Annotated in this window: 22 protein-coding genes and 1 riboswitch; of the genes, 9 read left to right on the top strand and 13 right to left on the bottom strand. The window is 66.3% G+C overall.

All coding sequences use genetic code 11. The annotated features are described in order from the left end of the window. Positions 1–155: 155 nt before the first annotated feature. Complete coding sequence (locus FHY02_RS08535; RefSeq protein WP_311731800.1) at positions 156–1,622, bottom strand: carotenoid oxygenase family protein; 1,467 nt, start codon at positions 1,620–1,622, stop codon at positions 156–158. Next, positions 1,619–1,936: an antibiotic biosynthesis monooxygenase gene (locus FHY02_RS08530; RefSeq protein WP_183921340.1), complete on the bottom strand. Its 318-nt coding sequence runs from the start codon at positions 1,934–1,936 to the stop codon at positions 1,619–1,621. Before FHY02_RS08530 ends, FHY02_RS08535 begins: the two co-directional genes overlap by 4 nt. A 325-nt stretch (positions 1,937–2,261) precedes the next feature. Between FHY02_RS08530 and FHY02_RS08525 the strand changes: the two genes are divergently transcribed. Further along, positions 2,262–2,798 carry a J domain-containing protein gene (locus tag FHY02_RS08525; protein WP_183921339.1) on the top strand — a complete coding sequence of 179 codons (537 nt, stop codon included), beginning with the start codon at positions 2,262–2,264 and terminating at the stop codon, positions 2,796–2,798. Between the two features lie 303 nt (positions 2,799–3,101). Here the strand turns inward: FHY02_RS08525 and FHY02_RS08520 are convergent, their stop codons facing one another. Further along, on the bottom strand, positions 3,102–3,593 hold the full coding sequence (locus tag FHY02_RS08520; protein ID WP_260172700.1) for a PRC-barrel domain-containing protein: 492 nt from the start codon (positions 3,591–3,593) through the stop codon (positions 3,102–3,104). A 589-nt stretch (positions 3,594–4,182) separates the two neighbouring features. Between FHY02_RS08520 and FHY02_RS08515 the strand changes: the two genes are divergently transcribed. Both FHY02_RS08515 and FHY02_RS23305 read left to right on the top strand, forming a co-directional pair. Continuing rightward, positions 4,183–5,529 (top strand): methyl-accepting chemotaxis protein, encoded by a 1,347-nt coding sequence (locus FHY02_RS08515; RefSeq protein ID WP_260172699.1) that lies wholly within the window; start codon positions 4,183–4,185, stop codon positions 5,527–5,529. A 506-nt stretch (positions 5,530–6,035) separates the two neighbouring features. Continuing rightward, positions 6,036–7,733: a diguanylate cyclase gene (locus FHY02_RS23305; protein ID WP_183921337.1), complete on the top strand. Its 1,698-nt coding sequence runs from the start codon at positions 6,036–6,038 to the stop codon at positions 7,731–7,733. Between the two features lie 405 nt (positions 7,734–8,138). Here FHY02_RS23305 and FHY02_RS08505 read toward each other — a convergent pair whose 3' ends face one another. Beyond that, positions 8,139–8,927, bottom strand: a complete 789-nt coding sequence (locus FHY02_RS08505; RefSeq protein WP_183921336.1) for an SDR family oxidoreductase — start codon at positions 8,925–8,927, stop codon at positions 8,139–8,141. Further along, complete coding sequence (locus FHY02_RS08500) at positions 8,924–9,253, bottom strand: nuclear transport factor 2 family protein (RefSeq protein ID WP_183921335.1); 330 nt, start codon at positions 9,251–9,253, stop codon at positions 8,924–8,926. The genes FHY02_RS08505 and FHY02_RS08500 overlap by 4 nt, the downstream gene beginning before the upstream one ends. Before the next feature lie 96 nt (positions 9,254–9,349). On the opposite strand from FHY02_RS08500, the gene FHY02_RS08495 reads away from it, so the two are divergent. Further along, complete coding sequence (locus FHY02_RS08495) at positions 9,350–10,258, top strand: LysR family transcriptional regulator (RefSeq protein WP_183921334.1); 909 nt, start codon at positions 9,350–9,352, stop codon at positions 10,256–10,258. 249 nt (positions 10,259–10,507) lie between these two features. Here the strand turns inward: FHY02_RS08495 and FHY02_RS08490 are convergent, their stop codons facing one another. Genes FHY02_RS08490 through FHY02_RS08465 form a run of 6 tightly spaced genes read right to left on the bottom strand, consistent with a single transcriptional unit; the run spans position 10,508 to position 16,556 of the window. After that, positions 10,508–11,482, bottom strand: a complete 975-nt coding sequence (locus FHY02_RS08490) for an FAD:protein FMN transferase (RefSeq protein WP_260172698.1) — start codon at positions 11,480–11,482, stop codon at positions 10,508–10,510. After that, the gene (locus FHY02_RS08485) at positions 11,482–12,327 is read right to left on the bottom strand and encodes a DUF4198 domain-containing protein (RefSeq protein WP_183921333.1); all 846 of its coding nucleotides are present in this window, start codon (positions 12,325–12,327) and stop codon (positions 11,482–11,484) included. Before FHY02_RS08485 ends, FHY02_RS08490 begins: the two co-directional genes overlap by 1 nt. Positions 12,328–12,346: 19 nt before the next feature. Next, entirely contained in the window at positions 12,347–12,823 is a 477-nt protein-coding gene (locus tag FHY02_RS08480; RefSeq protein ID WP_183921332.1) for a DUF2271 domain-containing protein, read from the bottom strand. Between the two features lie 13 nt (positions 12,824–12,836). After that, a complete protein-coding gene (locus FHY02_RS08475) occupies positions 12,837–13,472 on the bottom strand; it encodes a PepSY-associated TM helix domain-containing protein (protein ID WP_183921331.1) in 636 nt (211 codons plus the stop codon). Then, positions 13,469–14,152, bottom strand: coding sequence for a Fe2+-dependent dioxygenase (locus FHY02_RS08470; protein ID WP_183921330.1), 684 nt, complete (start codon positions 14,150–14,152; stop codon positions 13,469–13,471). Before FHY02_RS08470 ends, FHY02_RS08475 begins: the two co-directional genes overlap by 4 nt. A 34-nt stretch (positions 14,153–14,186) precedes the next feature. Then, a complete protein-coding gene (locus FHY02_RS08465; RefSeq protein WP_183921329.1) occupies positions 14,187–16,556 on the bottom strand; it encodes a TonB-dependent siderophore receptor in 2,370 nt (789 codons plus the stop codon). A 161-nt stretch (positions 16,557–16,717) separates the two neighbouring features. Then, positions 16,718–16,925, top strand: a riboswitch (cobalamin riboswitch). A 100-nt stretch (positions 16,926–17,025) separates the two neighbouring features. Here FHY02_RS08465 and FHY02_RS08460 point away from each other — a divergent pair. After that, the gene (locus tag FHY02_RS08460; RefSeq protein ID WP_183921328.1) at positions 17,026–19,200 is read left to right on the top strand and encodes a TonB-dependent siderophore receptor; all 2,175 of its coding nucleotides are present in this window, start codon (positions 17,026–17,028) and stop codon (positions 19,198–19,200) included. 332 nt (positions 19,201–19,532) lie between these two features. Here the strand turns inward: FHY02_RS08460 and FHY02_RS08455 are convergent, their stop codons facing one another. Then, positions 19,533–20,348 (bottom strand): hypothetical protein, encoded by an 816-nt coding sequence (locus FHY02_RS08455; RefSeq protein WP_183921327.1) that lies wholly within the window; start codon positions 20,346–20,348, stop codon positions 19,533–19,535. 478 nt (positions 20,349–20,826) lie between these two features. Between FHY02_RS08455 and FHY02_RS08450 the strand changes: the two genes are divergently transcribed. Beyond that, a complete protein-coding gene (locus FHY02_RS08450) occupies positions 20,827–21,087 on the top strand; it encodes a hypothetical protein (protein ID WP_183921326.1) in 261 nt (86 codons plus the stop codon). Here FHY02_RS08450 and FHY02_RS08445 read toward each other — a convergent pair. Next, entirely contained in the window at positions 21,084–21,434 is a 351-nt protein-coding gene (locus FHY02_RS08445) for an EF-hand domain-containing protein (RefSeq protein WP_183921325.1), read from the bottom strand. The two genes, FHY02_RS08450 and FHY02_RS08445, sit on opposite strands and share 4 nt — an antisense overlap. A gap of 146 nt (positions 21,435–21,580) precedes the next feature. On the opposite strand from FHY02_RS08445, the gene FHY02_RS08440 reads away from it, so the two are divergent. The 3 genes from FHY02_RS08440 to FHY02_RS08430 all read left to right on the top strand — a co-directional run bounded on the left by FHY02_RS08440 (position 21,581) and on the right by FHY02_RS08430 (position 24,845). After that, the gene (locus FHY02_RS08440) at positions 21,581–22,786 is read left to right on the top strand and encodes an ABC transporter permease (protein WP_183921324.1); all 1,206 of its coding nucleotides are present in this window, start codon (positions 21,581–21,583) and stop codon (positions 22,784–22,786) included. A gap of 173 nt (positions 22,787–22,959) precedes the next feature. Beyond that, on the top strand, positions 22,960–23,838 hold the full coding sequence (locus FHY02_RS08435) for an alpha/beta hydrolase (RefSeq protein ID WP_311731799.1): 879 nt from the start codon (positions 22,960–22,962) through the stop codon (positions 23,836–23,838). Positions 23,839–24,350: 512 nt separating this feature from the next. Next, positions 24,351–24,845: a DUF3857 domain-containing protein gene (locus tag FHY02_RS08430; protein ID WP_311731798.1), complete on the top strand. Its 495-nt coding sequence runs from the start codon at positions 24,351–24,353 to the stop codon at positions 24,843–24,845. Positions 24,846–25,602 lie beyond the last annotated feature (757 nt).

Here is a 25,602-nt window from a genome sequence, read left to right as displayed (position 1 = left end):
GACCCGCTACGACCGCTGCCCAACCGCATTCTTCTCCGCCATCGCGCTCGCTGCCACTGTCATCTTCTGGCTGTGATCAACGAGTCCTGACCCTAGACGTCCGCTGACGGTCAAGCGTCGGTCTGGCGGGCCAAGCGACTGCGACGTGGATCGAGTTACCTCAACCAGGCGCCATGGATGCCAGGCGGCACGCGATGCGGGATGCGAACGAGTCCTATGGGCGGCGCCTCGAAGTTTCGTGCGTCCAATATTTCCAGCGCGGTGGTGTGCCCGCCGGCGTCGATTACGAGCCCGATAAGCCAGCCGTCATCCTCGCCAGCTTCTGGCGAGCGCGGCACGAAGACGAATTCGCCCGCGATGCGTCCCGGCCCGAAATCGTGCAGCCAACGCTTGTTACCCTCCAAGTCGTGCTTGATCAGCGGTGCCTGACCGACAAGCGTCTCCGTCATCTGTTCGGGCAGGCCGAGCGCATAGACATAGCGGTAGGGGCGCCCGGTGCGACGCTCGTCTATCGTCGGCAATTCTTGCGCCGCGGGGTCGATCGCGCGCTGATCCACCGATCCGGTCGAAGGGTTTATCGTCCAGCGCTCAAGGCCGCGGGGCTGCTCGTCCGGCGCCAAGTTGTCGCCGGCGAACATGCGGTCGTACGCGATCACGTCGAGCGCCACGCTTCCGTCCGGTAGATCATACGCGTTGGCGGTATGGAACACGAAGCAGGGATCGAGCGGGAACCACCGGATGTCCTCCGCCTCGCCCTCACGTGGCAGCAGCCCGATCCGGGCCGGGTGCTTCTCGCTCCACCGATAGGGAAAGCCGTGCCCCGCCAGCACCGTGCGCATCGACAGGGTGAGCGGCAGGTCCATGACGACGACGTAGCGCTGCGTGATGGCGCAGTCGTGGATCAGCGGCCCGTGCGACACAGGGATCGTCACCGATCGTCGCACCCGGCCGGTGACATCTACGACGTTGTACCGAACGCGCTTCGGATCGGTCGCTTCGTAACAGAGCGCGTGCAATTCGCCCGTCGCTGGATCACGTCGCGGATGCGCGGTGAACGATCCGGGCAGCGTGCCGTCGAAGTCATCGTAGCGCTGCGTCTCCAGATGCTCGTCGAAGCGAACGGGCGTGCTGCCGGCCTCGACCAGCGCCCAGCCGCTGCCGGCATGATCCAGCACGCTCGTGTTGACGGTGTCGAAGATGTGCCGTGGCCCCGGCGCCGCCGGCACGTGCCTGGCCGCCGCGACGTCGGTCGAGCGGATCCAGCGATTGCGATACCACCGGGCTCGTCCGCCCTGGAGGCGGATGCCGTGCAGCATCCCGTCCCCGGTGAAGAAATGGTAGGAGCGCGGGTCGGCATTGGCCGGGTTTGGTCCAATGCGAACGTAGCGGCCGTCGAGCTCGGGTGGGATGATACCCTCGACGGCGAGGTCGGTGAGGGTCAGTTCCTCGGTCATTGGCTCGTGGATGCCGGTAAGCAGCGGATGTGGCGCATCGCGCGGCGGCAGGCGGCGCTTGTTGAACGCGGCGATGCGGGTGACGATCGGCGATGCGATGGCGCTAACGACGGTGTCGATCGCCTGCTCGATCCGGCCGGCGAACGTCGGGCGCCGAGTGACCGTCACGATGACGTGACCGTCTGGATGATGTCGAAGCCTTCGAAGCGGGGCGGCGCGAGATACAAAAGCTTGTGGTCACCCGCACCGCGATGCGCGGCACGGAACGCCTCGGACCGGGTCCAATTGTCGAAGTCACCGCGCGACTGCCACACGGTGTGTGACGAGTAGAGGACGTGATCGTCGGCCGCAGGACCGCGCAGCATGTGGAACTCGACGAAGCCGGGTACGTCGGCGAGGTGTGAGTCGCGGGACAACCAGACCTGCTCGAAGGCTTCCTCCTCACCAGGGATGACCTGAAATCGGTTCATGGCGATGAACATGGGGCAAGCTCCTGCGTCGACTGTGCAGGCCCAACGTGGGGTGGAGCGGGACGGGATACGAGGGCATGACCACCTGTAGAAGTTGAGAGCCGCACCTCAACGATTGACCAAAGGAGAAGGCGAGCGGGTGAGCTGAACGGCCCGGTGTCGGTCAGCGCCGGGAGGCAGCGTGGCGTCACCGAAAGCACGATGTTGCGGATACGAAGGGTAGCCACCTGGTTTTTGGCGCCTAAAGCCGCCCTTCGAGCCACCGAGGAAGGCCCGGTTAAGATCACGCGGTAGTCGGACTTTCCTTTCTCGCGTATTCGCCGTAGGTAACGGCTAGATGGCTCTCTCACCCGACTATTATTCGGTCCTAGGGGTTTCCTCGACGGCAAATCGCGACGCTATTCATGCTGCGTGGAAAGCGCTACTCCGTCAATATCACCCCGATGCCAATCACGGTGCGGATGTTTCTGCTCGTGCGAAAGAAATCAACGAGGCGTATGCCGTCTTGGGGAAAAGGGAAGCACGCGCCGCTTATGATCGTTCGCGCATCAGGCCGTCTGCCCACCAGTCGACCGCGCACCGCCCGTTTCACCACAGGAAAGCCGGCAGGCGCCCGATGCGACCTTACCCGTCGATGCAGCCCAATGGTAGCTTCTCGCATCCACTAGATACCAGCGAGTGGCTGATCGGCCTTTTCCTGCTGATCCTCACCGCCGCACCGATCGCTACAATCCTGGTTCTGTATAACGAGGAATCCGGAGTGGCACCTACGGTTCGACGTAACGCCGCCGCTCATCCCGTGCCTGAGCTTTCTCCAGAAGCCGTTCACAGCTCATCCGGCGCAAAACTCGTGCCTGGACAGCCCGCGTCATAAACTCTCGCCCATCGCGACATCTGAGTTAGCGGGTTCGGGCGCCAAACGCGGTCGTCACGAGGGAAGAACGAAAAGCTCAAGCTGAAAAGCTGGGAAAGGGCCGAGGACGTCTGCTTCTGGGACCTTATCCCGTGGATCGGTCACCCCCCCCCCGCCTCGCACCCTGAGGCCGGCATAGGTGGCGTCAGAACCGTGCCGCTACTCGGAACAAACCGAGCGCGCTCGTTGGTTCCCTTCACAGTCGCACGGTGAGGACGCATGCGCGGCAATCGCGATGCGTCCGCGGGAACCCAGCCGTCGCTACTAAACTACCACGGCGAGCTCCTGGAACTCCTTTGGCCGCCGCGCAGTGTGCACTTCGCCATCGCGGACCGAAACGTTGGACCATGGAAGACGGTGGAGGGTTTCCGCAATCCCGCCGAAGCCGCCGATGCGAACGACCAGATACTCGATTCCGCCCCCGCCGCAGCCGGCCAGGGCGTCGACCGCGTGGCCTGCCACCGAGCCGTCGGCCGCTCTAACAGGAAGACCGTCGAGCGACGCCACCGAGAACAGCGCTTCGCCGGACAGCTTGGTGCTCCGTCTCTCCTCCGCCCGCGTCGCATCGCTGATGCGCGCACGGCGGCCCAACCATCGCCAGATGCCGAACAGGTCGACGATGCCGAGGAACAGGTTCGAATAGAGGAGCTGCTGCTGGCCGGACGTTAGCCCGACGACGATCCAGCTGACCGCGCCGATCGTGAAAACGACGAAGCCCCAACCTGTGACGCGGGCGCCGAGGATGGCGGCGGTCATGAGCGCTGCCACGCAGGTCGCGACTAGCGCTACCCAACCAGCCGTATCCGCCATCCGCCTTCTCCCAACAGCTCCGCACAGGTGGAGCGACGTCGCATCGCCTTTCCTACCTAAGCTGTTGGAGAAGTCTCGGCAGGGATTGATGAAATTGACTGTGATCAAGCGCCCCTGGGTGGGCCCGTAAGAAGAAACAGCGGGTGACCAGCTGCTCCAGCCTCCCGGATGAACGAAGGCGCTCAAAGACGACCTGAGCGCTCGCATGCGGACAGCCGGCTATTCTGCCTAAAAGGCCGGACCGGCGCTCTGCGGAACGCTCAGAAGAACCGGGCACCAAGATGACGAATGGCCGGAGTTGGGAGGCGGGTGGGGCGCCGACACCGACCGCTTCTGGGCCGGGTCACGAGACAGGAGGGGAGCATCGCCCGCCCAAGCTTGCGACGCCAACTGGGTTCCTGACCCTGAGCCTCTCACCACCCAGCGGCCGGTGCATTGCCAAGCAGCGATTGACATTCGATTCGGGTCAGGAACGTTGTGCGGCGGCGGTGCTGATGCTAACGCCGCCTTAACCGTGGCGCTTTAGCAAGTCGCGATGGACAGCCTGCGCGACATCGGTGAGGTCGAACTTGGTGAGCTTCACCTCACCAAGAAGCTTCAGCTATTCGGCTTTTCCGAAGCAGACGATCTGCTTGGCCACCATATCTGGACCATTTTGCAGCCGCATGCGCACCGGGTCGCAGAAGCGGAGCTCGATGGATGGTACCGTCTGGTGCCGCAAGTTGCCTACATGGTGCGTGACCAGCACATTGCGTCATTTAACGAGATCGTCCGCGACATGCTCTGCGACCTCAAAGAGGGTTGCTGGTCTTCGTTAAGTGCGGAGTGGATGATCACCGCCTTCAATGCTGGGGTGCCCCTGACTGCCGTCCTGGCGCTCAGAAGCGGCACGATCGCCTTGTGCGTCGAGCTGATGACGGAGGAGTACAACTGCTCGAAAGAGGAGCGGACTGCTATCAACCGCCTCTTTCTTCGCCTGCAGGCTCTCCACTGCGACGTACTCGCGACGGTCCATGCCTCTCAAGTCGACGCCGCTGCGCAGCGGCAGCGCCACACGACGGCTGAGAGGTTCCGCGACGGCATCTCGTCGCTCGTCAGCGGCAGCGTCAGTGATGGCTCTGCTCTGCGCGAACAGACGACGGCGACCGCGAGCGCCACGCGAGGGATGCTGGTGCAGGCGAGCGAGGTCGCCGCAGCGGCCGAGCAGTCCGCGGTCGCGATGCGCGACGCTGCGCGCACTGCCGCCGGCCTCATACTGGCGATAAGGGAGGTACAGACCGAGGTGGACGGCGCGGCGGCAGTCGCCAGTCGGGCAAGCAGCCAAGCGACCAGCGCGGTGGAGACGTCCGAGGCGCTGAGTGGACACGCTAGGTCGATCGCATCGATCCTCGGCTTGATCCGGGACATCGCCGGCCAGACCAATCTGCTTGCCCTCAACGCGACCATCGAGGCCGCCCGCGCCGGAGATGCCGGGCGAGGCTTCGCCGTCGTCGCACAAGAGGTGAAGAGCCTTGCCGGCCAGACCGCGCGCGCTACCGACGAAATAACAGCTAAGATCGCCTCCATACAGTCGGCTACCGAGGCTACGGTGGATGTGAACGCCGGCATCAAAACGACGGTGGCCGAGGTACAGGAGGGCGCCGATCGCATCCGGCGCACGATGAATGCGCAGGCTCAGACCGTCACCGCAATCACCGCAGCGGTCGACGAGACCGCACTAGCAGCAGAGACGATGTCCATCACCATAGCCGCCATTCGGCAACAGACGGAGATTGTGGCGGCGGAGATAGACAACGTAGGTCTTGGGTTCGATCGGCTTGATGGTCGACTGACCATTCTCAGAGACAGTGCGGAGACGTACTCGCGCTCTGTGTCCGGCTAAACCAAGGTAGCACGAGGTCGTACGTGTGCTCAGCAATAGTTCGACCGATGAGCGCCCATTTTCTTGTCACATGCGGGGCAGGGCCGTCGCCTCGCTCTGGCCATCCCGCGATCGCGTTGGCTAGGGTGTTGGCCGGTTCACCAAACCTTAGTTCGCCCCGGCTAAAGCGGGCGGCTACGCTCGAGGATAGGCGAATGCGGGCGAGTCTTCGTCTTCTTGAGGATCACGGCCGGTTCTGGCGGAGGTCGGCGGTCGCCGCGCTTCTTCCCCTGACCTGCGTTCTTGGCCTGGGAGAGGCGCGGGCCGGATGCATGCGCGCGCCGACGCCTGGGCTGCAGACGCTGGCGGATGACGCGGGGCGCGACCCACCCGCGCTCCTTCTCTCCACCAGAGGCGATCCGCTGCGAACGGACGGCGATCTCGCTTGGGGCTGGCGCATGGCAGCGCGGGCGGAGGCGTACGACACCCTGTCCCAGCCTGCCAGGGCGAGGAGTACCGTCCGACAGGTGATCGACGGCGTATCGTCCGTCGACCTACAGCTTCGCGTCGAGCTGCTGACCCGCGCCGCGATGAACGGGTTGAAGATCGAGCAAGTCGATCGCGAGGCCTCTTCGCTTATATCCGCCCTTGATCGTAAGGCTCCCGACATCGTGTCGATCGCCTGTCTCCAGATCGCTCGCGGAGAGGCTCGGCGCCTATCGGGCGCCCCGGAGCGGGCAGTGTCTCTCCTCGCCTCGGCCTACCGGCTCACAAAGCGGCCGGGCCGCGAGCTGCCGCACCTGATAGCAACCGAGAAGTTGGCCAGGGTCTTGAACGCGGCGGGCGACCATCTTCAGGCGATCGCTCTCATCGAGGAGGTGATCGCCTGGGATAGGACGCATGACCGGAAGGTCGCGCTGGCCAACGATCTGTACTTCAGGGGCCTGTTCAATCTCACTCGGGGTGCGTACGCGACTGCGCTCGCCGACTTCGATCGATCAAGGGTGCGGTCCCCCCGGACGAGCGATCCGGTCGGCTCCGCCTACATCGATCTCCAGACCTGCGCCGCGTTGATCGAGCTCCGCCGTCTGCCGGCCGCGGAACCGCTCTGCCGTCAAGCCCAGGCCGTCTTTGACGCGTCGAATGAGCCGGCCAGCGCGCAGGCGCAGCTTCTCAGGGCCAAGATGGAGTGGATGTCGGGACGGTACGCCCGCGCGCTCGAACTGCTCGACCATCTGCTCGAGGACGCGGACCGGCTCTCCTCCTTCGCCTCGGCGCCGCAGGCCTATCGGCTTCGCGCGGACGTGAACCGAGCCATGGGCAGGACGGAAGGCGCCTATCGGGACCTGGAACGTTCCGTACGTCTGGACGAGCGAAGGTCCGCCTACGAGCGGTCGAGGCAGACCGCTGTGCTGCGCGCGAGCTTCGAGGCCGACAGGTCGGCAGCGCGCACGGAGGAACTGGCCCGTAGCCTCCGCTTCTCACGTGAACGCGAGAGCGAGCAGGCGCAGCGCTATCGGCAACTCGCCTGGTCGGCGGCAGCGGGCCTCGTCATGCTGGGAACGATGCTCGTCATGGGCGTCAGCCACAGGCGTAAGCTGTCGCGCGCCGCAGATACAGATCCGCTTACCGGCTTGCTGAACCGCCGATGCCTGACCGGTCGCGAGCGAGGCCTGCTGCATCGGGAGGGGTTCGGCGCCGCTTCCACCGTGGCTCTGCTCGATGTGGACCACTTCAAGGCCATAAACGACAGGTACGGGCACAATGTCGGCGACGAGGTGCTCAAGCACTTCGCCGCGCTGCTCGCCTCGAGCGCCGGCCAGGATGACGTTGTCGCACGGTGGGGAGGCGAGGAGTTCGTCATGGTTTTCCGGCACCGGTCTGCAGCCCACGCGCTGGAAGTTCTCGAGGGAATCCGCAGCAGGCTCCCTGAGCAGGTCGAGACCAAGGTGTCGGGGATGCAGGTGCGCTTCAGCGCCGGCCTCACGTCGTCGGCCGACGGAGAGCCGCTTCATACGGTCATCGCGAGGGCGGATCGGGCGCTGTACCGGGCCAAGGAGCTGGGACGAGACAGGTTCGAGATCGACGACGTGACCGCACCGACGCTGCCGGAGGCCCTGTCAGCGCAAGTCGGCCTCACTCTGGTTAGTCCGAGTGCCGAGGAGGCGAACGAGACGGACACGCGCGTGCGCAGATCCGCGTGGCCTGGCCGGCTCAACGGCTAAACGTTCCCAGCGTCTGCAATGCGCGGCTTCGAGCCGCGGGTCGGACTATGGGTCAGCGAGCACGAGAACAAGGGGAGCGGACGGCATGACGGCGGAACAGCTGGCGTTGATTGCCTCTGTCGTGAGTCGAGCGCCCGAGGGATGCGTCGGGATCTGTGTTCCACCAACCCTGCCTTGAGGCAGAGGGCTGAGGACGCGCTTGCCGCAACGGTCGCCGCCGCAACCCGAGTTGGTGATTGAGGGAGAGGGTACGGCTGCCCTGGGTGTCAGCTTAGGCGCCGCATCGACATGAACGAATGGCGAGAGTTGGGAAGCAATCAGAACCTTCGGAATGACCGTTGTTGGGTCAAGGCGGGGATAGCGTAGGCAGTCGCTCGCCCCACAGGGCGAGCAACAACCAGACGGTCAAACGGTTCGGACGGTACCGCCATCGATGACAAACTCTGCGCCGTGGATCGCGGCCGCGCGGTTGGCGGCAAGATAGGCGATCAGGTCCGCGACCTCCTCAGGCTCGGCTCCGCGTCCGATCGGAATACCGCCAAGGGCATCAAGAACAGACTGGCGGGCATCTTCGATCGTGCCGCCGTTGGCTGCCCGCAGCATGGCGAGGAAATCGCCGGTGGCGTCCGTCATAATCCAGCCAGGCGACACAGCGTTGACCCGCACACCCTTTGGCCCAACCTCCTTAGAGATCGACTTGCTGTATGTCCGAAGCGCCGCCTTCGCTGCAGCGTAACCGGTCGTGGACTCGGGCAGCGGAAGCACAGACTGGATCGAGGTGAGGTGCACCACAACGCCGTTGCCCCGTTCGAGCATCTGCGGGATCAGCAGGCGGTCGAGCCGGACGGTCGCCAATAGGTTCAAGTTCAGCTCGGCAAGCCAGTGTTCGTCGGTCAAAGCGGCAAAGCCACCCGCCGGCGAAGCCGAACCACCCACGACGTGAGCGAGGATGTCGATGCCGCCCAACCGCTCGAGCGCTCGCCTTGCAAGTGCCTCGCCGCCTTGAGGCGTGGTCAGGTCGGCCTGGACGTATTCGACGCCATCGATCGTGTCCTTGATTGCCCTCGCCGCCGTGATGACCCGTGCGCCGCCGGCTAGGAAGCGCTCGACGGTCGCGCGGCCGAGACCCTTGGTACCCCCGCTGACAAGTACGCGCTTGCCAGCGAATTCGCTGGGATCGATCGTGGTGCTCATACCGTGATCTCCAGCGTCTCGATGGCGCCGTTCGTCAGCTGGAAGCGGTAGGTGAAGCGGAGCGGGCTGCCCGGAAAGTCACCGTGAGCAGGACCTTCGACCACCACAGCCCCGCCTTCCTGTCGGACGCTATCCGGCACGAAGATCGCGTTTACCGAGACCACTTCGTCTTCAAAAAGCTGCCGAATGGCCGGCCGCCCTTTGAACCGCTTGCCGTTATCGATGACAACGGCGTCGGGCTGGAAGGGCTTCAACATGCCGTCGACATCGAGACGGGCGTTCGCCTCGACATAGTCGGCGATGGGGCTGGGTAGGTCCATGGACATGGTCATCTCCTCGCTGGTGATGACCTCGATCTAGCGATGGACACTCCGCTCGATAATCGCGACAAAGCGCCATAACGTGTCACGGAAAGCGGGATTATGGGTCGCCATTCGCTTACCGAACTGGAGGCGGTGCTCGCTATCGTCCGGTGTGGCTCGTTCCGCGCGGCAGCGCTGGACCTTGGCCTGTCGACGACCGCGATCAGCAACGCGGTGGGCAAGCTCGAAAGAGAGCTGGCGGTGCGGCTCTTCAATCGCACCACGCGCAGCGTCTCACTCACGCACGCCGGGCGGATCTTCGTTGCCCAGATCAAGCCAGCGCTCGAGGACATCCAAAAGGCGATGAACACTGCGCGCTCGCAGCAGGAGGTTCCATCGGGCACGCTACGTATCAATGCCTTCGCAACGGCAGCGCGCGAGATCATGGCACCCCTCGTCCTGGGCTACCTACGGCGCTATCCGCAGGTGCATGTCGACCTCGTCACCGAGGGGCGGCTGGTCGACGTCGTCGCAGCGGGCTTCGATCTAGGGGTGCGCAGCGCTGACTTCGTCCCGAGCGACGCGATCGCCATCCCGCTCGGTCAAGTTCGCCGAATGGCAGTCGCGGCGTCACCTGCCTTCTTCGAGGACCGGACGATACCCCAGGTGCCGCAGGAACTGCTGAGCTGCCCATGCCTTCGCATTCGGCTACCGAACGGCGCCCTGTTCCAGTGGCGTTTCGAGAAAGACGGGGAGCAGCTGCAGATCGACGTCGAGGGGCCGATGGCGCTCGACGAGGCGTCGCTATCGCGGATGGCAGCAACGAATGGCGTGGGGATCGGCTATTTCATGGAAGCGGACGTTCGCGACGACATCGCGGAAGGCCGGCTCGTGCGCATCCTCGAAGACTGGACGCCGCCGCTCGCTCCGCTGTGCCTCTATTACCCCAACCGGCGTAATCCCTCGGCGGCCTTTCAAGCCTTCATCGCACTTGCCCGCGACCTTGCCGCTGGACGCCTTCAATCCTAAGCGTGACTGCTGCGGGTGTTGCGATGATCTTCGTACGACCGCTGCTGACGCTCAAGATGCGCAACCAGCGGCCGCATCTCAGCAGCGATGATCAGGCGCGAAGAACAGGGCTCGTGGCGCCTGCCTGCCGTCGTCAGCTGACATGAACAAACGTCCGGTCTTGGTAAGGCCGGAGTCCAGCGCCTTGTCTGAAACTGGGTGTCGAGGGCCACCCAACGCTGATAACCCAGCCGCCCTTGAACGATGTCGTCAGCAATCCTCCGGCGTCAGCATGTCATTGAGTCGACGCGAGAGCAGCTCCTTATAGCCGTCTTTGGTCCTGACGATCAGGCGAATAGGATAGTCTAGCGCCATCACCTCTGCGGGCGCGGCGACGAGCGCGATCGTGGCGAGCGCGTCGGCCAGCGTTGCGGTAGGCGCGATCACGCTGGCTGAGACGGTGGCGTGCGCGGGCGGTAGCCCGGTGCGCGGGTCGATATTATGCGCGCCGCGGACGTAGGTTCCGGAGGTGGCCACCGCGAGCTGGTGCGCGGCCACCCGGATCGGCGGCACACACGCTACGGGTGACGCCTGGAGATCGACCCACCAGGGGTCGCCGTCAGGTCGCCAACCGCGACCGACGAGCTCGCCGCCAATCTCTACGAGACAGTGACGCAGGCCCAGCTCGCCCAGCAGATCGACCACGGCGTCGACCGCATATCCCTTGGCGATGCCCGACAGGTCGAGCCGCACGCCCCCGGGCTGCCGAAGCCGTCGCCGCGGCGCGTCCCACTCCAGCCGGCGCCACCCGCCGCGCGCTAGCGCGTCCGCGATCTCCCGCGGCCTAGGCGGGATGCGAGCGCCGGCCGGGCCGAAGCCCCAGACGTCGACCAGCGCGCCGATCGCTGGATCGAAGGCGCCACCGCTCCGCTCCGCGAGCGCGAGCGCGAGGTCGACGACGCGCGCGAGGTCCGCGGGCAGCTCATGCCAGCTGTCGGCAGGCGCGTCGTTGAAGCGCGACAGCGCGGAGCCGGGCTCCCAGTGGCTCATCTGGTCGACCAGCGCCGCGAGCCGAGCCGTGATCGCGGCCGCGGCGGCCCCCGGCGCGACCCGGCCGGCGTAGCGCACGCGCCACGTCGTTCCCATCGTCTCGCCCTCGATCAGTTCGATCCGCGCGGCGGGATCGTGCGACGCCAGCGCCGCCGGATCGATCGTCGGCGGCAGCGCGATCCGAGGCGGCGGCATCAGGGCGTCATCACCTCGAGCGTGGTGGTGTAGCTCATCCGCCGCTGCGTCGCGCGCGGCGCGGTCGCGCGCGCGTCGGTCAACGTCGCGTTGAGCCAGTACATGCCCGCGCCCGGCCAGTCGATCGCGAGCGTGCCGTCTGCCGCTGTGGTCAGCTCGCGCGCGCCCTCGGCGTCGCGGTAGCGCTTCCCGCCGGGCACCACGATCACCTTGAGCGCGGCGGCGGGTTGGCCGTCGACCAGGAAGCGGAAGCGCGCCGTCTCGCCCGCGACCAGTTCGTCGGGATGGGTGACATAGTCGATCTCGAGCCCCCTGCCGCTCGTCCGCAGCACGGCGCGGGTCGGCTCGCCGGCGGTGACGAAGATCTCGTTGCGCGCGGACACCTCGGTCAGGCGCACATCGGTCGCGTCGGCGGGAATGTCGGCGACCGTCAGCGGCGGCTGGCGCGGTCCTCCCGCGCTCGTCGGCGGGCCGCCGCGGCCGCCAACCCGCTTCTCCACGCCGCCGACCTTGAAGCTGCCCATCATTCCCGACATTTCACTGCCGATCTTCCAGGTGCCGGGCTTGTCGAGCCGGACGTCGAACACCGAGCGATAGCGACCGGTGGCGCCGTTCTGGAGTGCGCCTGGCGTGCCGTCAGGCTGCCAGATCCGCACGTTCTCCAGCCGGCCGGGCTGGTGGTCGGCGTAGAACAGGTCATTCGACACCGCGCTGTCGACCGTCACCCAGCCGTCGGTGCCGGAGAAGATCGTACCCGAGGGCAGCAGCCACATGCGATGCGCCGAGACGGCGGCCGGCAGCGCGAGCAGCGCCGCGGCGACGAGGAAGCGGGAACGTGCGATCATGGGAAGGCCTCCGGTCGGGTCAGCGGGCAGTGACGGTGACGGCGCCGAGCTCGTGGCTACCGCCAGCGCGCCCTGTGCCGGGGACCGTGAGCGGCACCTGGACCAGCTCGCGTCCGCCGGTCTCGCGAGCCGCCTCGACGTGCAGGACATAGGCGCCCGGGCGAACGTCGGCGGGCAGCGCGATGGTGTGGACGCCGGGCGGTCGCGTCGCGCCGCTGACGCCGTCGGCGGGGAGGTGCAGGCTGCGGCCGCCTTTGCGCCACCAGCCGCGCAGGTCGGCGAGCCACTTGGTGCCAGGCTCGGCGCCGCTCTTGTTGACGTCATACCAGAGCGCGAGCGTCCGCGCCGGCCCGCCAGCCGCGGGTTCGAGCCACACCGCGACGTAGGGGCGATGGTATTCGGCGACGGCGAGACGCGGCACGGTGACGCTGACGGTACCCGCCACGGCGGGGGTCGCCACGGTGCCGGCGACGAGCACGAGTAGGGAAGGGCGCATGGGCGGGGTCCTCTCAGTGGATCAGGAAGAGCGCGATCAGCGCCGGCGCGGCGAGGCCGAGCGCAACGAGCGGCCAGGTGGCGCGGCGATGGCGCGCGTGGAGGTGGAGGAGCAGCAGCCCGGTTAGCGTGAAGAGTACGCAGGCTGCCGCGAACAGGTCGATGAACCAGAACCAGGCGGCGCCGGCGTTGCGCCCCTTGTGCAGGTCGTTGAGGTAGGAGACCCAGCCGCGGTCGGTGATCTCCGCGGTAATCGACCCGGTCGAGCGATCGACGCTGACCCAGGCGTCGCCGCCGGGGCGCGGCAGCGCGACATAGACCTCGCCGTCGGACCATTCGGCGGGGCGCGCGGTCGGGTCGACGCCGACCGCGCGCGCGACCGCCTCGGCGACCGCGAGCGGCAGCGGCGCGTCTCTGGCGTGCGCACCGGCGAGCTGGTGGCGCAGTGGCGCGGGCAGCACCGCGGCGCGCTCGGTCACCGCGGGCGTGGCGGCGATGCTGGCGGCGTGGTTGAGCGTGATCCCGGTGAGCGCGAACAGCAGCATCGCCACCAGCGAGACCGCCGCGCTGACCCAGTGCCATGTGTGGAGCTGCTTTAGCCACCAGGAGCGCCAGCGTTTCGCGGCCGGCTTGCGCCCCGCGACGCTCACGCGTCGGCCCAGCGGCGCAGCAGGTTGTGGTAGACGCCGGTGAGCTGCACCACCGCGCCGTCGCCGTGACCGCGGTCGGTCGCGACCGCCTGGATCGCGCGATCGAGCTCGAACAGCGTGCGGCGCTCGCCGTCGTCGCGCACCATCGACTGGAGCCAGAAGAAGCTCGCCACGCGCTCGCCGCGCGTGACCGGGGTGACGCGGTGCAGGCTGGACGCGGGATAGAGCACGAGGTGCCCCGCCGGCAGCTTGACCGACTGCGGCCCGAACTGGTCCTCGATCACCAGCTCGCCGCCGTCATAGCCGTCCGGATCCTCGAGGAAGAGAGTCGCCGACAGGTCGGAGCGGAGGCGGAAGTCGGTCCCGCGCTTCATCCGGATCGCGTTGTCGACGTGGAGGCCGAAGTCCTCGCCACCCCCGTAGCGGTTGAACAGCGGCGGGAAGACCTTGAGCGGCAGCGCCGCCGCGACGAACAGCGGCGTGCGCCCGAGCGCATCGAGGATCATCCCGCCGGCTTCACGCGCGGCGCTCGAGTCCTCGGGCAGCTGGCGGTTGCGCTTGGCGAGCGCCGACTGCGGGCCCGAGGTGACGTTGCCGTCGACCCACTCGCCGGCGTCGATGATCGCGCGGACACGCGCGAGCGCGGCGGCGTCGAGCACGTTGGGGATGGCGATCAGCATGCGCGTGCTCCGTCCGGGTCCGTTACCGCGCGGCTCAAAAGTTGTAGAAGAGGCTGAGCACCGCCGAGCGCGCGTCGCCCGGCACCGCCCAGCCGTTGTTGCGCACGCCCGTGTAATAGCGCTCGTTGCCGACGTTCTGGACGTTGAGCTGCGCGGTCAGCCCGCCCGCGAAGGTGTAGGCGAGATAGGCGCGGTGGATTAGGTAGTCGTCCACCAGCGGCTGTGCCGGCGCTGCGAGCGACGCGGCGGCGATGGCGAAGCCGCCCTGGTAGGTCAGGCCGTAGCCGAGCTCGAGCCCGAACGGGAGGCGGTAGGTGGTGAACAGGCTGCCCGAGTGTTCGGGCGTCTGCGTCAGCCGGCTGCCGCGCTGCGGGTCTGGCACCGCGGACGAGTTGCCGCATGCCACGCTCGGCGCGGCGAGGCAGCGGTCCGACACCGACTGGCGGATCGTGCCGTCGAGGTAGGTGTAATTGGCGAAGATCGTCCATGCCGGCGTGATCGCGCCCGATGCGCCCAGCGCGACCCCGTCGACGCGGCTGCGACCGTCGAGCACCTGTGTCGACGAAGGCAGCGCGGGGTCGACCGAGGGGACGCGATAGTTGGTGCGCTCGTTGCGGAACACCGCGGCGGTGAGCTCGAGCCGCCCGAACACGCTGGCCTTGACACCGGCCTCGTAGTTGCGCGCGGTCTCGGGCGCGACCTGGCAGGGGTCGTAGGTGACGGCGGCACCGTCGATCACCTGCACCACCGGCGCGCCACAGCCGAGCCTCACCGTCGTGGAGGAGGGCGTCTTGGCGTTGCCGTAGCTGGCATAGAAGCTGACCTTCCGCACCGGGTGCAGCACCACGCCGCCGCGATAGGAGAAGAGCCGCTCGCGGCTCTGCTGCGACCGCTGGGCCAGTTCGGTCACCTGCGTCGCGCCGGGCGGCACGACCGCCAGCGGCAGGTTGCGGAAGGTCGCATGCTGCGACTCCCAGCGCACGCCGCCGTTCAGCTCGACGAAGCGGCCGAGCTCGAGCGTGTCGAAGGCGTAGACGGCGAGGTTGCGCGTCTCGCCGCGCGCCTGCGCGGTGACGGTGCGGTGAAGCGGCCCGCGCCACGTCGTGTCCGGGTTCGCGATCGACAGCACTGGCAGCGGCGTCACCGCCGAACCGTCGGGATTGCGCAACAGCGAGGCGGTCGTGATCGCGTAATCCTCGATCGCGCCCGAGAAACCGAGATTGAGCGTGTTGCGGATGCCGCCCTCGGCACCCGTCACGACACGCAGGTCGGTCTGGTTATAGAGTAGCTGCGCTTCCTGATCGCGGACCAGTCCGCGCGGCCCCGACGGTCGCCACTCGCCGGGCGCGAGGCCGGCGGGGCAGGCGGCGCCGGTCGGCTGGAGCGCGACCCCGGCGAGGCAGAAGGTACCCTGCGGCGCGCTGGTGACGCCGTTCTGCACGACGTGCTGCCAGCGTGTCAGGTTGCGCACCGACACCGCCTCGCTGACCGCGTGGCGGAAGGTGGCGGTCGCGCGGTCGAGCACTTGGTCCTGCCTGTCGAGGTTGACGATGCCGTAATAGGCCGAGCGGTCCGCACCGGGCAGCAGGCCGCTCGACAGAGCGGTGCGGAAGAAGGGCACGCCGTAGTAAGGCGTGTTGTCGTCCTCCTGGTGGACATAGGCGAGCGTCAGGCTGGTCGGCCCGTCGATCCCGATCGTCACCGCGGGCGCCACGCCCCAGCGTTCGAACTTCTCGACGTCGCGCCCGGGCACGTCGTTGCGGTGATAGGCGGCGTTGAGCCGCACCGCGACGTCGTCGCCGACGCGCTTGTTGGCGTCGATCGCGGCGCGGTAATAATCGTCGGTGCCGATCGAGCCTTGCACGACGGTGAGATCGCGCGGCGTCGGCACCTTCGACACCAGGTTGATCGTGCCGCCGACCGAGCCCGAGCCGTTGAAGACGCTGTTGGCGCCGTTGTAGACCTCGATCTGCTGGAGGTTAAACGGGTCGGTGCGGCTGTACTGGCCGCTGTCGCGCACGCCGTCGACGGTGATGTCGTTGGTGGCGGAATAACCGCGCAGGATGATGTTGTCGCCGTAGCCGCCGCCACCCTCGCCGGCCCCGAAGGTGATGCCGGGGATCGTCTGCAGCGCGTCGCGGAGCGTCTGGAGATTCTGCTTGCGGATCGTCTGGTCGTTGAGGACGGTGACGGTCTGCGGCAGGTCGATCAGCGCCGAGGTCGACTTCGGGCTCTCTAGCTTCGCCGGTTCAGCCGGAGCCCCGTTGACGATGATGTCGTCGCGTCCGTCGGTGCGATCCTGCGCCGCGATCGCCGTGGGCGTGCCGGGATCCGCCGCGGCAGGCGCGGAAGCGATGAACCCGACGCACGAGAGCGCCAGGAAGGTCGGTCCATTTTTCAACATTGTAGCCCCCTGTTACCGAAGCGATATTGCGACCGATTTGCATAGTCAAGGCTAATGAGAATCGTTTGCGTAGTTGAGTACGGGGCTTCAAGGCGAATGGGCGTTCTGCGCGAGATATAAAGCTTTCTTTATATTAGCCTTGACGCGCGGTTTCGTCTCGTCGATGCGACGCAGGTCAAGGTTCTCCGGTCGGTTCGCCGCGCCGGAGCTAAGACGGGAAGCCGGTGCGATGCCGGCGCTGCCCCCGCAACTGTAAGCGGCGAGCAGGTGGTCGCTCCGTGTCACTGGTCGCGCTCGCGCGGCCGGGAAGGCCAGACCATCCGCACCGACCCGCGAGCCAGGAGACCTGCCTCGACGCCATAACGTCCACCGGCGGGGTGCCCGGTCTGGCCGCTCGCATGCCGCGGCCGGGCCTCCCGTCCGCGCGCGCCGGTGTCTGGTCCGCGTGCCCCGTCCTTCATCGGGGTATATGAAGATGATCGACACCTACCGCCCGGCGACGCATGTCGCCGCGCTGCTGCTCGCCACCTGTTCCTCCGGCGCGCTGGCGCAGGACGGCGACCGCGTGCCGCCGCGCGACGACATCCTCGTCGTCGGCCGCGGCGGCGGCGCGCTCGACCGCCCGAGCGCGACCGGCAGCCGCCTCGGTCTGACACCACTCGAGCTTCCCGCCAGCGTCGCGACCGTGGACGGCGACGCGATCCGCGCGCGCGGCGACCTCACGGTGGTCGAGGCGGTGTCGCGCGCGCCCGGCATCACTGCCGCGGCGAATGCCGGGAACGGCAACACCGCGCTCGCCGCGCGCGGCTTCGTCGGCCAGGGTTCGGTGCTGCAACTGGTCGACGGCATCCGGCTCTTCCCGGTCGCCGGCACGATCACCTTCCCGACCGACCCCTGGACCGTCGAGCGGATCGAGGTGCTGACCGGGCCCGCCTCGGTGCTCTACGGCCAGGGCGCGCTCGGCGGCGCGGTCAACGTCGTCTCGCGCGCGCCGAGCGAGAGCGCGCGCGATGACGCCGAGCTGAGCTACGGGGCGCAGGACACATGGCATGTCGCGGCGGGCACGGGCGGTCCGCTCGTCGAACAGCTCGGCTACCGCCTGGACGCGAGCTACCGTCGTTCGGACGGCTGGGTCGACCGCGGCGACAACCACAGCCTCGCGCTGTCGGGCGCGCTGCGCTTCGCGCCGAGCGAACGGCTCACCGTCATGCTGCGCGGCGACTATGGTGACGTCACACCGATGCGCTACTGGGGCACGCCGCTGATCGACGGCCGGCTCGACTCGCGCAACCGGCGCCGCAACTACAACGTCGCCGACGCCGACATCCGCTTCCGCGACGATCGCCAGACGCTCGTCGCCGAATGGAAAGTCAGCGACGCGGTGACGCTCACCAACGCCGCCTATCGGCTTGCCAGCAAGCGCAGCTGGTACGACCTCGAGAGCTACGCCTGGGCGCCGGCGGCCGGTCGGCCGAACGGCGTGATCGAGCGATCGGACAACCTCGGGATCGTCCAGGACATCGCCCAGTACGGCGACCAGGCGAGCGTGAAGCTGAGCGCGCCGCTGGGCGGAGGCTTGGCCAATGACCTGGTGCTCGGCGCCGAGGTCAACCGCGTGAACCTGCGCTACTCGAACAACTTCGCCGTCGCGGATCAGGCGGATGCGGTCGATCCCTTCGACTTTGCCCCTGGCACGCTGGAGGACCGCGCGGCGACGCTGCCGCGCTATCGCACCATCACGACCGAGTGGAGCATCTTCGGCGAGGACCGGCTGCGGCTATCGCGGCGGCTCTCGCTGGTCGGCGGCTTCCGCTACGAGGAGGATGGGGTGCGCCGCCGCAACATCCTCTACGACGCGGCCGGCGCTCCGGCGGGCGAGGCGAACGCCTTCTCGGGCGGCGCGCGCGAGAAGAGGTTTCGCGACGCGACCTGGCGCGTCGGCACCGTCTACCAGCCCGCGCAGAGCATCTCGCTCTACGCCCAATATGCCACGGGCGTGGATCCGGTCGGCACGCTGACCACCTTCACCACCAGCGCGACGCAGTTCGCCTTCACCAATGCCAAGGGCGACCAGATCGAGGCGGGCGCCAAGGCAGCGCTCCTCGGCGGACGCGTCAACGTGACACTCGCTGGCTATCGCATCGTCAAGAACGACCTGGTCGCACAGCGCGTCACCAACGGCCCGCTCGAACAGATCGGACGGCAGTCGTCGAAAGGGATCGAGGCGGCGCTGTTGCTCGCGCTCGCCGCGGGCTTCTCGATCGAGGCGAACGGGACGGTGCTCGACGCCCGCTTCGACGACCTTTTGACCGGCGACGCGGATCTCTCCAGCAACACGCCGCCCGACGTGCCCGAGCGTGCCGGCAACCTGTGGCTCACCTGGGAGAGCCGCCGCGGCGTGCGCGCCCAGGCGGGGTTGCGTCACGTCGGCGCGCGCTTCGTCGACTCGACCAACAGCGCGCGGGTGCCGGCCTACACCGTCGCCGACGGCGGCCTCTCGTTCGCGCTCACGCCGGCGCTCGCGGCGGACGTGCGCGTCTACAACCTCTTCGACACCCGCTACGTGACCTCCACCTACGGCGCGGCGCAGTGGCTGCTCGGCCGACCGCGCTCGCTCGACGTCGCGCTGCGCGCGCGGCTGTGAGATGACGCGCTCGTTCCTCCCACCGGCAGCCACGCGCTGGCTGTATCTGATCCATCGCTGGCTTGGGTGAGTAGCAGGCGCACGGCGAACAGGGGGGTAAAATCAGGAACCCCCGCTTTTCTTCCCATACTTGGCCAGACAGACAGCGTCCTGGAAAGGCCAGAACCGTCGGACTGCCGAGATGAACGAATGACAGGAATCGGAACGGGGACCGGGTGACTGGAATGACCGGTATTGGGTCAATTGCACGACGGCGGAGAACGATGATTTCTTATCACCTTGAAAGCAGCGCAAAACGCCTCATGAACCAAGGCGTTACGCCGCATTGATTATCATCGGCCTTTCGACGCCTCTTCATCAATCGTGATAGCACGACCCTCAACCTTCCAAATTCTCTTGTCCGGAGTGGTAACAAACACCGGAGAGTGCATGCTGAAGGAGGCAAACACGTGTACCTCGGTCGGTGTCGGGTCGAGAAGGTGGCTGACGATGAAGCCGACCGGTTTCGCACCAGCCGGTAGATGGGGTCGCGTCACGTTGAGGCAGCCAACGCTATACGGACGAGAAGCTGACACGGCGCCATCGGGGGCAACGATCACGCGGTAGTTGCCGCCCATGGGCCATGTGTCAGCCGTCTTCTGAGCCGAAAGCAAGTAGACCGCCACCGGGCCATTGTCGCGGGATGGCAAAACGACCGTGTTGAAGGGTGCATTCGTGCAAGGTTTGTGATTGCGCTCTCTAGCGCGCTCGACCGCGATCTCGCGCGCTCGGGCGAGACTCGCTTGAGCAGGGAGCAGCCGCACAGGGTGGGTGAGGAGCTCGCTGCGGACAACTTCACCGTCTCGGACATCTACCACGAATAAGACGTCGGCGGTCGCGGCTGCGCCTCGATAGTAGGTTACGCGCAGAACGCCAGCCTCGGCGATCTCGACGATATATCCTCCAAGACCCTTCAGGTGATCTTGCGGAACCTGCGCGGTGAGTGCGTCGCTACTGACCCAAGCGGCGCGGTCGAAAGCGTAGAGCAAGCTACCGACGCTGGAGGCTTGTGCGACGCGCTCGGTGACTTCGGCGCCATCGGCAGGGACGGGGGCAGCCTTTTGCGCTAGCGCCATCGCCGCTGCAGCCATTGCTACCATGGTGATCAAGCATCCTTCTCCTTACCGACACCTGCGCAGTCCATCAGCAGATCGACGCTTCGTTGGATCCAGCTAAGCGGCTCACTGAGCCATTGGCTGAGCCTACTCTGCGTTGCGCTAAATCTTTCTTGGGGGCACGGCCCCTTAAGGTTTGCAGCGCCAGGTTCGGTGAGCTGCGATAGGGCAATCGCATACCTTTGCCTTCCTCGCATCCTTTCGTTCTCAGATCGCTTGTCTTGTCACCGGCCACGCCGCTGCGGCGAGGGGCCGTAGGATGAGGGTGTACCCAGATGCCTGACCCTGCCGAACCCGTCTCCGTTAGCACTGAGGCTGGCAAGATCCTGGTCGATATCAGTGCTCAGGGCGGAACCTGGGCGCTCACGCTCACGATGGGCGAAGCCCTCATGCTCGCGGATAAGCTGTGCGCCGCGGTGCGGGATGTCTCTCGAGAAGCGCGGGACGCAGAAGAACGGGACTCTCAACCGCGATGAGCGTGCTTCTGCTCGTCTGCCTGCTTGCAGGAGCAGCGGGAGGAGCCGCCCCCTTCGTTTGGCGCCTCCGACCCCACGTGGCTATCTTTGCCGCCGCCGTGATCCCAATCGTGATCACCATCATCTGGTATGAGGCCATGGCGGCCGAGAACGACTGGGAGGGTCATGGAGCCTTGGCGCTCGCCATAGGCGCTTTGATATGGATGATCTTAGCCGTGATCGCCGGCCTGCTTTCGCGCTGGATTGCGAGAAGCTAACGGCTGAAGCTTTTCACCTCGTCCCTGGTGAGAAGTCCGTCCGAGTTCTTGTCCATTCCGCGAAAGCCAGGGGCGATCATACCCTCGCGCATCTTGGCTCGATCCGCCGGTTTGATCTTCCTCTGCGCCTCGTCATCGCCCGCGATCATCGCATCGATGCGGCGGTCAAACTCGGCCGTGAACTCCTTAAGGTCGAGCGCTCCGTCGTGGTTTGTGTCCGCAGCTGCGAGAAAGGCCGCATCAAGCTGAACGTCCATCTTGATCTCTCGGCCGGAGCGCGGCTCGGGAGCGCCGGGTCCGGTTGCTGCGGCTTGCAGCGACACGAGTAGCAGCACAGCGGTCAGCACGCTCACTCTCCTCGGCCTTAATCGGCCTATGCAAGGCACCATCTCAATTGGTCAGTGAACCTGCCATGAAGGACGTCAGGCGTGACTTGTGAAAGTGGTATCGCTGAGCCTTGCCGCGACGCCGATACCGCCGCAAAGTCAGCGACATGCTCGGCACGACGGTCCTGCTCGCTGCGCGTTCGATCCGGCGACATGCGCTCCGGTCCTTCCTGACTGTGCTCGGCATCGTCATCGGTGTCGCGGCGGTCGTGACGATGGTCACGCTCGGGGACGCGACCTCGGCCTCCGTGCAGAAGCAGATTGCCAATCTCGGCACGAACCTGCTGCACGTCCATCCAGGACAAGCGACCCGCCGGGGCGGAGGTGGGCCACCTCCAACCAGCTTCGATCCCGACGACGTGGTCGCCATCGAGCGACAGGTCAGCGGCGTCACCGGCGTGGCACCGCAGGCGCAGGCCACCTCGGCGGTCTTCTACGAGGGCAACAACTGGTCGACGAGCATCTTCGGCATGGATGCGACGTACTTCGTCATACAGCCCTGGCCGCTACAGGCGGGGCGGGTGTTCACGCCGGCGGAGGAGAGCGCGGGCAAGGCCGTGTGCGTGATCGGCAGCACGGTGAGCAGGAACCTGTTCAAAGAGCTGGATCCGATCGGCCGACGCTTCCGCGCGGGACCGGTCAGCTGCGAGGTCATCGGACTGTTCACCACCAAGGGGCAGGGGCAGTTCGGCGATCAGGACGATCTGGTGATCATGCCGATCAAGACCGTGGCGCGTCGCTTCCTCGGAACGAGGGACATCAAGGCGCTGCTCGTCGGTGTGGATCCGGCCTATGACACCGAGCAGGTCAAGGCGTCGCTTACCGGCCTGCTGCGCGAACGGCGACATGTGGGAGCTGGGGAAGACGACGACTTTCTCATCATCGACACGCGCCAGATCTCGGAGACCTTATCCGGCACAACCGCCGCCCTTACGCGCATCGTCGCTGCGGTCGCGGCAATCAGCCTCGTGGTGGGCGGCATCGGCATCATGAACGTTATGCTCGTCGCCGTCACCGAGCGCACGCGCGAAATCGGCATCCGGCTCGCGATCGGCGCCGTTGCCCGCGAGGTGCTGCTGCAATTCCTTGTCGAGGCGGTGACGCTCTCATGCCTCGGCGGGCTCGCCGGGCTGCTGCTCGCGCAGGTGGCTATCGCCGGGCTTTCCCGGCTCATGTCACTGGATTGGTCGTTCAACCCGGCAATCAACGCGCTCGCGTTCGGCTTCTCGGCCATCATCGGGATCGTCTTCGGCTTCGTGCCTGCTCGTCGGGCGGCGGGACTGGACCCGATCGATGCGCTCCGCCACGAGTAGCGCAGCGAAGCCGCGCCGAGTGTCACCCGCGCTAGGAGGTAAATGTGCCGAGCCTATATCATCTCCTCAGCGCGACCCTAGTTGTCAGCGCCGCGGCGAGTGTGAGCGCACGGGCTGAGCAGGTGGCAAGCGCACCAGCCACTACACCGCTCCCCAGGAACGAACACGAAGGCGTGTGGCAGGCGCCGAGCGGCGGCGAGCAAGTCCCCCTGTGGCCAGCCAACGTCAGCCTGGCCAAGCCTGACAGCGGTGACCGGCCGGAGGGACTGGGCAACGGCACTGGGCTGGTCGCCGGCAAGATGTGGCATTGGGCCAGCTATGTGACGCGACCGACGATGACCGTCTATCGGCCGAAAGGGAGCGGCACGCGGGCAGCCATGCTCGTCCTGCCGGGCGGCGGCTTCGAGGTCCTGGCGATGGACCTGGAGGGCACCGAGATCTGTGACTGGGTCGTGCGACAAGGCATGGTCTGCGCGGTTCTCAAATACCGCGTACCTCAGGTTTGGCCCCGCGAGAACGGCCGGCAGCAGCGACCCAAGGTGTTGCTCGGACTGGAAGATGCACAGCGCGCCATGGGGCTGCTTCGGCAGAATGCCCGGTCGTACGGGATTGATCCAAGCAAGGTGGGTGTGATCGGCTTCTCCGCTGGCGCGTACCTTGCTGCGAACATGAGCAACACCGAGGAGAGGACCTACCCCGTCGCTGACGCGGCGGACCGACAATCCCCACGTCCGGATTACGCCGTCGTCGCTTACACCGCGCGCATGCTCGACGACAGCAAGGGGAAGAACAGCCTCGAGCTACGCCCCTGGGTCACGATCAGCTCCAAGGCACCACCCACGCTGATCCTGCACGCCATGAACGATCCGATGGATAAGGTAAGGCAGCCGCTCGCTTATGCGTTGGCGCTCAGCGACGCAGGCGTCTCGGTCGACATGCGGATCTACGCCAAGGGCGGCCACGCTTTCGGTATGAGACCGACCGCCGACCCGATCTCAAGAGAGTGGCCTGAACAAGTCAAGCAGTGGCTACACAATCTCGGAGTCCTCTAGAACACCGCTATACGTACGAAGGCGGCATGGGGCGCCCGCTGTTCTCACCCAGGTAATTTTCATGGTTCTTCGTAGGCCATTGTGCCGAGTGACGCACTAGATGAACGAACGGTCAGAATCAGGCGGCGCTTTCTAGGGCGTGAGTGTCCGCTGTTTGGGTCTCTCGTAACGAGAGGGGCCGTAAGCGCGAGCAAGGCCGGCTTCTCACAGATTTCGTGGGCAATCGGTGCATACAACTGCTCCATGCCCGCCGCGTCATCTGAAACGCCCTTCTCCCTTGCAAGCGAAGATGGGTCTGCCACAATGCCGGGCGACAGAGAGGGACGGGGGTCCGAATAAGGGTACGTGCTGCGTTGCTGCTTGCGGCGTCGATGATCGTTGCGGGTCCCACCTGGGCGGAGACAGAGCAGGTCCGCCGCGGCCCCGTCCCAACCTGGGCCACGCCGTCCACACTCCTGCCGCTGCCAGCTACCACAACCGGCCCAGTGTTCTTTCGGCGACAGGACGTCGAAGTGCACCTCAGTGAGAAGGGGCAAGCTCAGTACCTCGGCTATCGCATCAAACTCCTCGACCCTGCGGCCTTGCAGCTCGGTAATTTCTCGATCGCTTGGAACGCCGGCGCGGGAGCTCCAATCGCTCACGGGATCAAGGTTTTCCGCGACGGTCAGGTTGTCGACGTGCTGAAGGACGCCACGTTCGAGATCCTCCGGCGCGAAGATCAGCTGGAGGCGGCGAAGCTGGATGGGACGCTTACGGCGGTACTCAGAGTGCCCGACCTTCGGGTCGGCGACGAGCTGGAGGTCGACATGACCGTCTTCTCCATCGATATGGCGGCGGCACAGCGCGACAACGGCCGCATTGCCGCCTTCGACAACAGCATGGGCTGGATTTCCTACGATCCTGCCGGGAAGAAGACGTCAATTGGCAACGGCGAGGCCGTGCCGACGACGTACGACTTCGATTGGATTGGACCTGATGTTCCATGCCGAGCCGCCGGCCCTAGTTAAATGTACGATAATCTTAAAAAAAATGACGAGGTTCAGAACCCGATATTCAGCACGCCTGTAGCGATGCGACCGGCACATAGCCGCACCCAACCGCTCGAAAGCGAACATGCGGCTCTTCTCCCAAACGAGCCCAAGCCGAGCGCTCTGCGGAAAGCCCGGACGACTCGGGTACCGGGATGAACGAGCGGCCGGAGTTGGGAGGCGAGCAAAAGCCGTCGAGTGTCCGGTTGTGGGTCTTCGGTACGAGAGGGCAGAGGGCCGCAAGCGCCCACTGGCGAGCATGGCCTCAATCCGCCATGTGGTAACGATATGGTAGCGACTTCGACCTTCGCAGTGCGCGAGTAAAGGCGGAGTACGCTGCCCGGAAAGACGCTGTGGAACAGGTTCTAGTGCCGCTTGAGGACGGTCCGCCCGTCTATTGAAGGTCCGCTTTCCCTGCCAAAACCCGACCAGACCAAGGACTTTGCGGCGCGTTAGGCCTGTCGGCCACAGAGATGAATGAACGTCCGAAGTTGGGAGACGGGCAGGGCGTCGGGGGTGACCGATTGTGGGGCCTCGTCACTAGGGAACGCTGATCCATGCCTTCGGATGGTGCAAGGAGGCGTGATCCCGCGCGTTGGCCAAAGCCGTGGCCTCGCGCGCTGAGGTGAGGCCTGTGGCGTCAGGACACGCCGCTACTCGGAACGCTCCGAGCGCACCTTCTCGATAGCAGCTTAAGTCCCACTGCGGCGACGTATGCGCGGCGACCGCGATGTCT

It is taken from the genome of Sphingomonas sp. BK069 (assembly GCF_014193405.1).
Taxonomy (GTDB): domain Bacteria; phylum Pseudomonadota; class Alphaproteobacteria; order Sphingomonadales; family Sphingomonadaceae; genus Sphingomonas.
The sequence above is the reverse complement of the archived record's forward strand: the minus strand, read 5'-3'. Positions and strand labels throughout refer to the sequence as shown.

Bases quoted from the DNA above. Each gene is read 5' to 3' on its own strand.
- FHY02_RS08530 (WP_183921340.1), bottom strand. From the start codon at position 1,936: ATGTTCATCGCCATGAACCGATTTCAGGTCATCCCTGGTGAGGAGGAA.
- FHY02_RS08525 (WP_183921339.1), top strand. From the start codon at position 2,262: ATGGCTCTCTCACCCGACTATTATTCGGTCCTAGGGGTTTCCTCGACG.
- FHY02_RS08520 (WP_260172700.1), bottom strand. From the start codon at position 3,593: ATGACCGCCGCCATCCTCGGCGCCCGCGTCACAGGTTGGGGCTTCGTC.
- FHY02_RS08515 (WP_260172699.1), top strand. From the start codon at position 4,183: ATGGACAGCCTGCGCGACATCGGTGAGGTCGAACTTGGTGAGCTTCAC.
- FHY02_RS08505 (WP_183921336.1), bottom strand. From the start codon at position 8,927: ATGAGCACCACGATCGATCCCAGCGAATTCGCTGGCAAGCGCGTACTT.
- FHY02_RS08500 (WP_183921335.1), bottom strand. From the start codon at position 9,253: ATGTCCATGGACCTACCCAGCCCCATCGCCGACTATGTCGAGGCGAAC.
- FHY02_RS08495 (WP_183921334.1), top strand. From the start codon at position 9,350: ATGGGTCGCCATTCGCTTACCGAACTGGAGGCGGTGCTCGCTATCGTC.
- FHY02_RS08490 (WP_260172698.1), bottom strand. From the start codon at position 11,482: ATGCCGCCGCCTCGGATCGCGCTGCCGCCGACGATCGATCCGGCGGCG.
- FHY02_RS08485 (WP_183921333.1), bottom strand. From the start codon at position 12,327: ATGATCGCACGTTCCCGCTTCCTCGTCGCCGCGGCGCTGCTCGCGCTG.
- FHY02_RS08480 (WP_183921332.1), bottom strand. From the start codon at position 12,823: ATGCGCCCTTCCCTACTCGTGCTCGTCGCCGGCACCGTGGCGACCCCC.
- FHY02_RS08470 (WP_183921330.1), bottom strand. From the start codon at position 14,152: ATGCTGATCGCCATCCCCAACGTGCTCGACGCCGCCGCGCTCGCGCGT.
- FHY02_RS08465 (WP_183921329.1), bottom strand. From the start codon at position 16,556: ATGTTGAAAAATGGACCGACCTTCCTGGCGCTCTCGTGCGTCGGGTTC.
- FHY02_RS08460 (WP_183921328.1), top strand. From the start codon at position 17,026: ATGAAGATGATCGACACCTACCGCCCGGCGACGCATGTCGCCGCGCTG.
- FHY02_RS08450 (WP_183921326.1), top strand. From the start codon at position 20,827: ATGAGCGTGCTTCTGCTCGTCTGCCTGCTTGCAGGAGCAGCGGGAGGA.
- FHY02_RS08440 (WP_183921324.1), top strand. From the start codon at position 21,581: ATGCTCGGCACGACGGTCCTGCTCGCTGCGCGTTCGATCCGGCGACAT.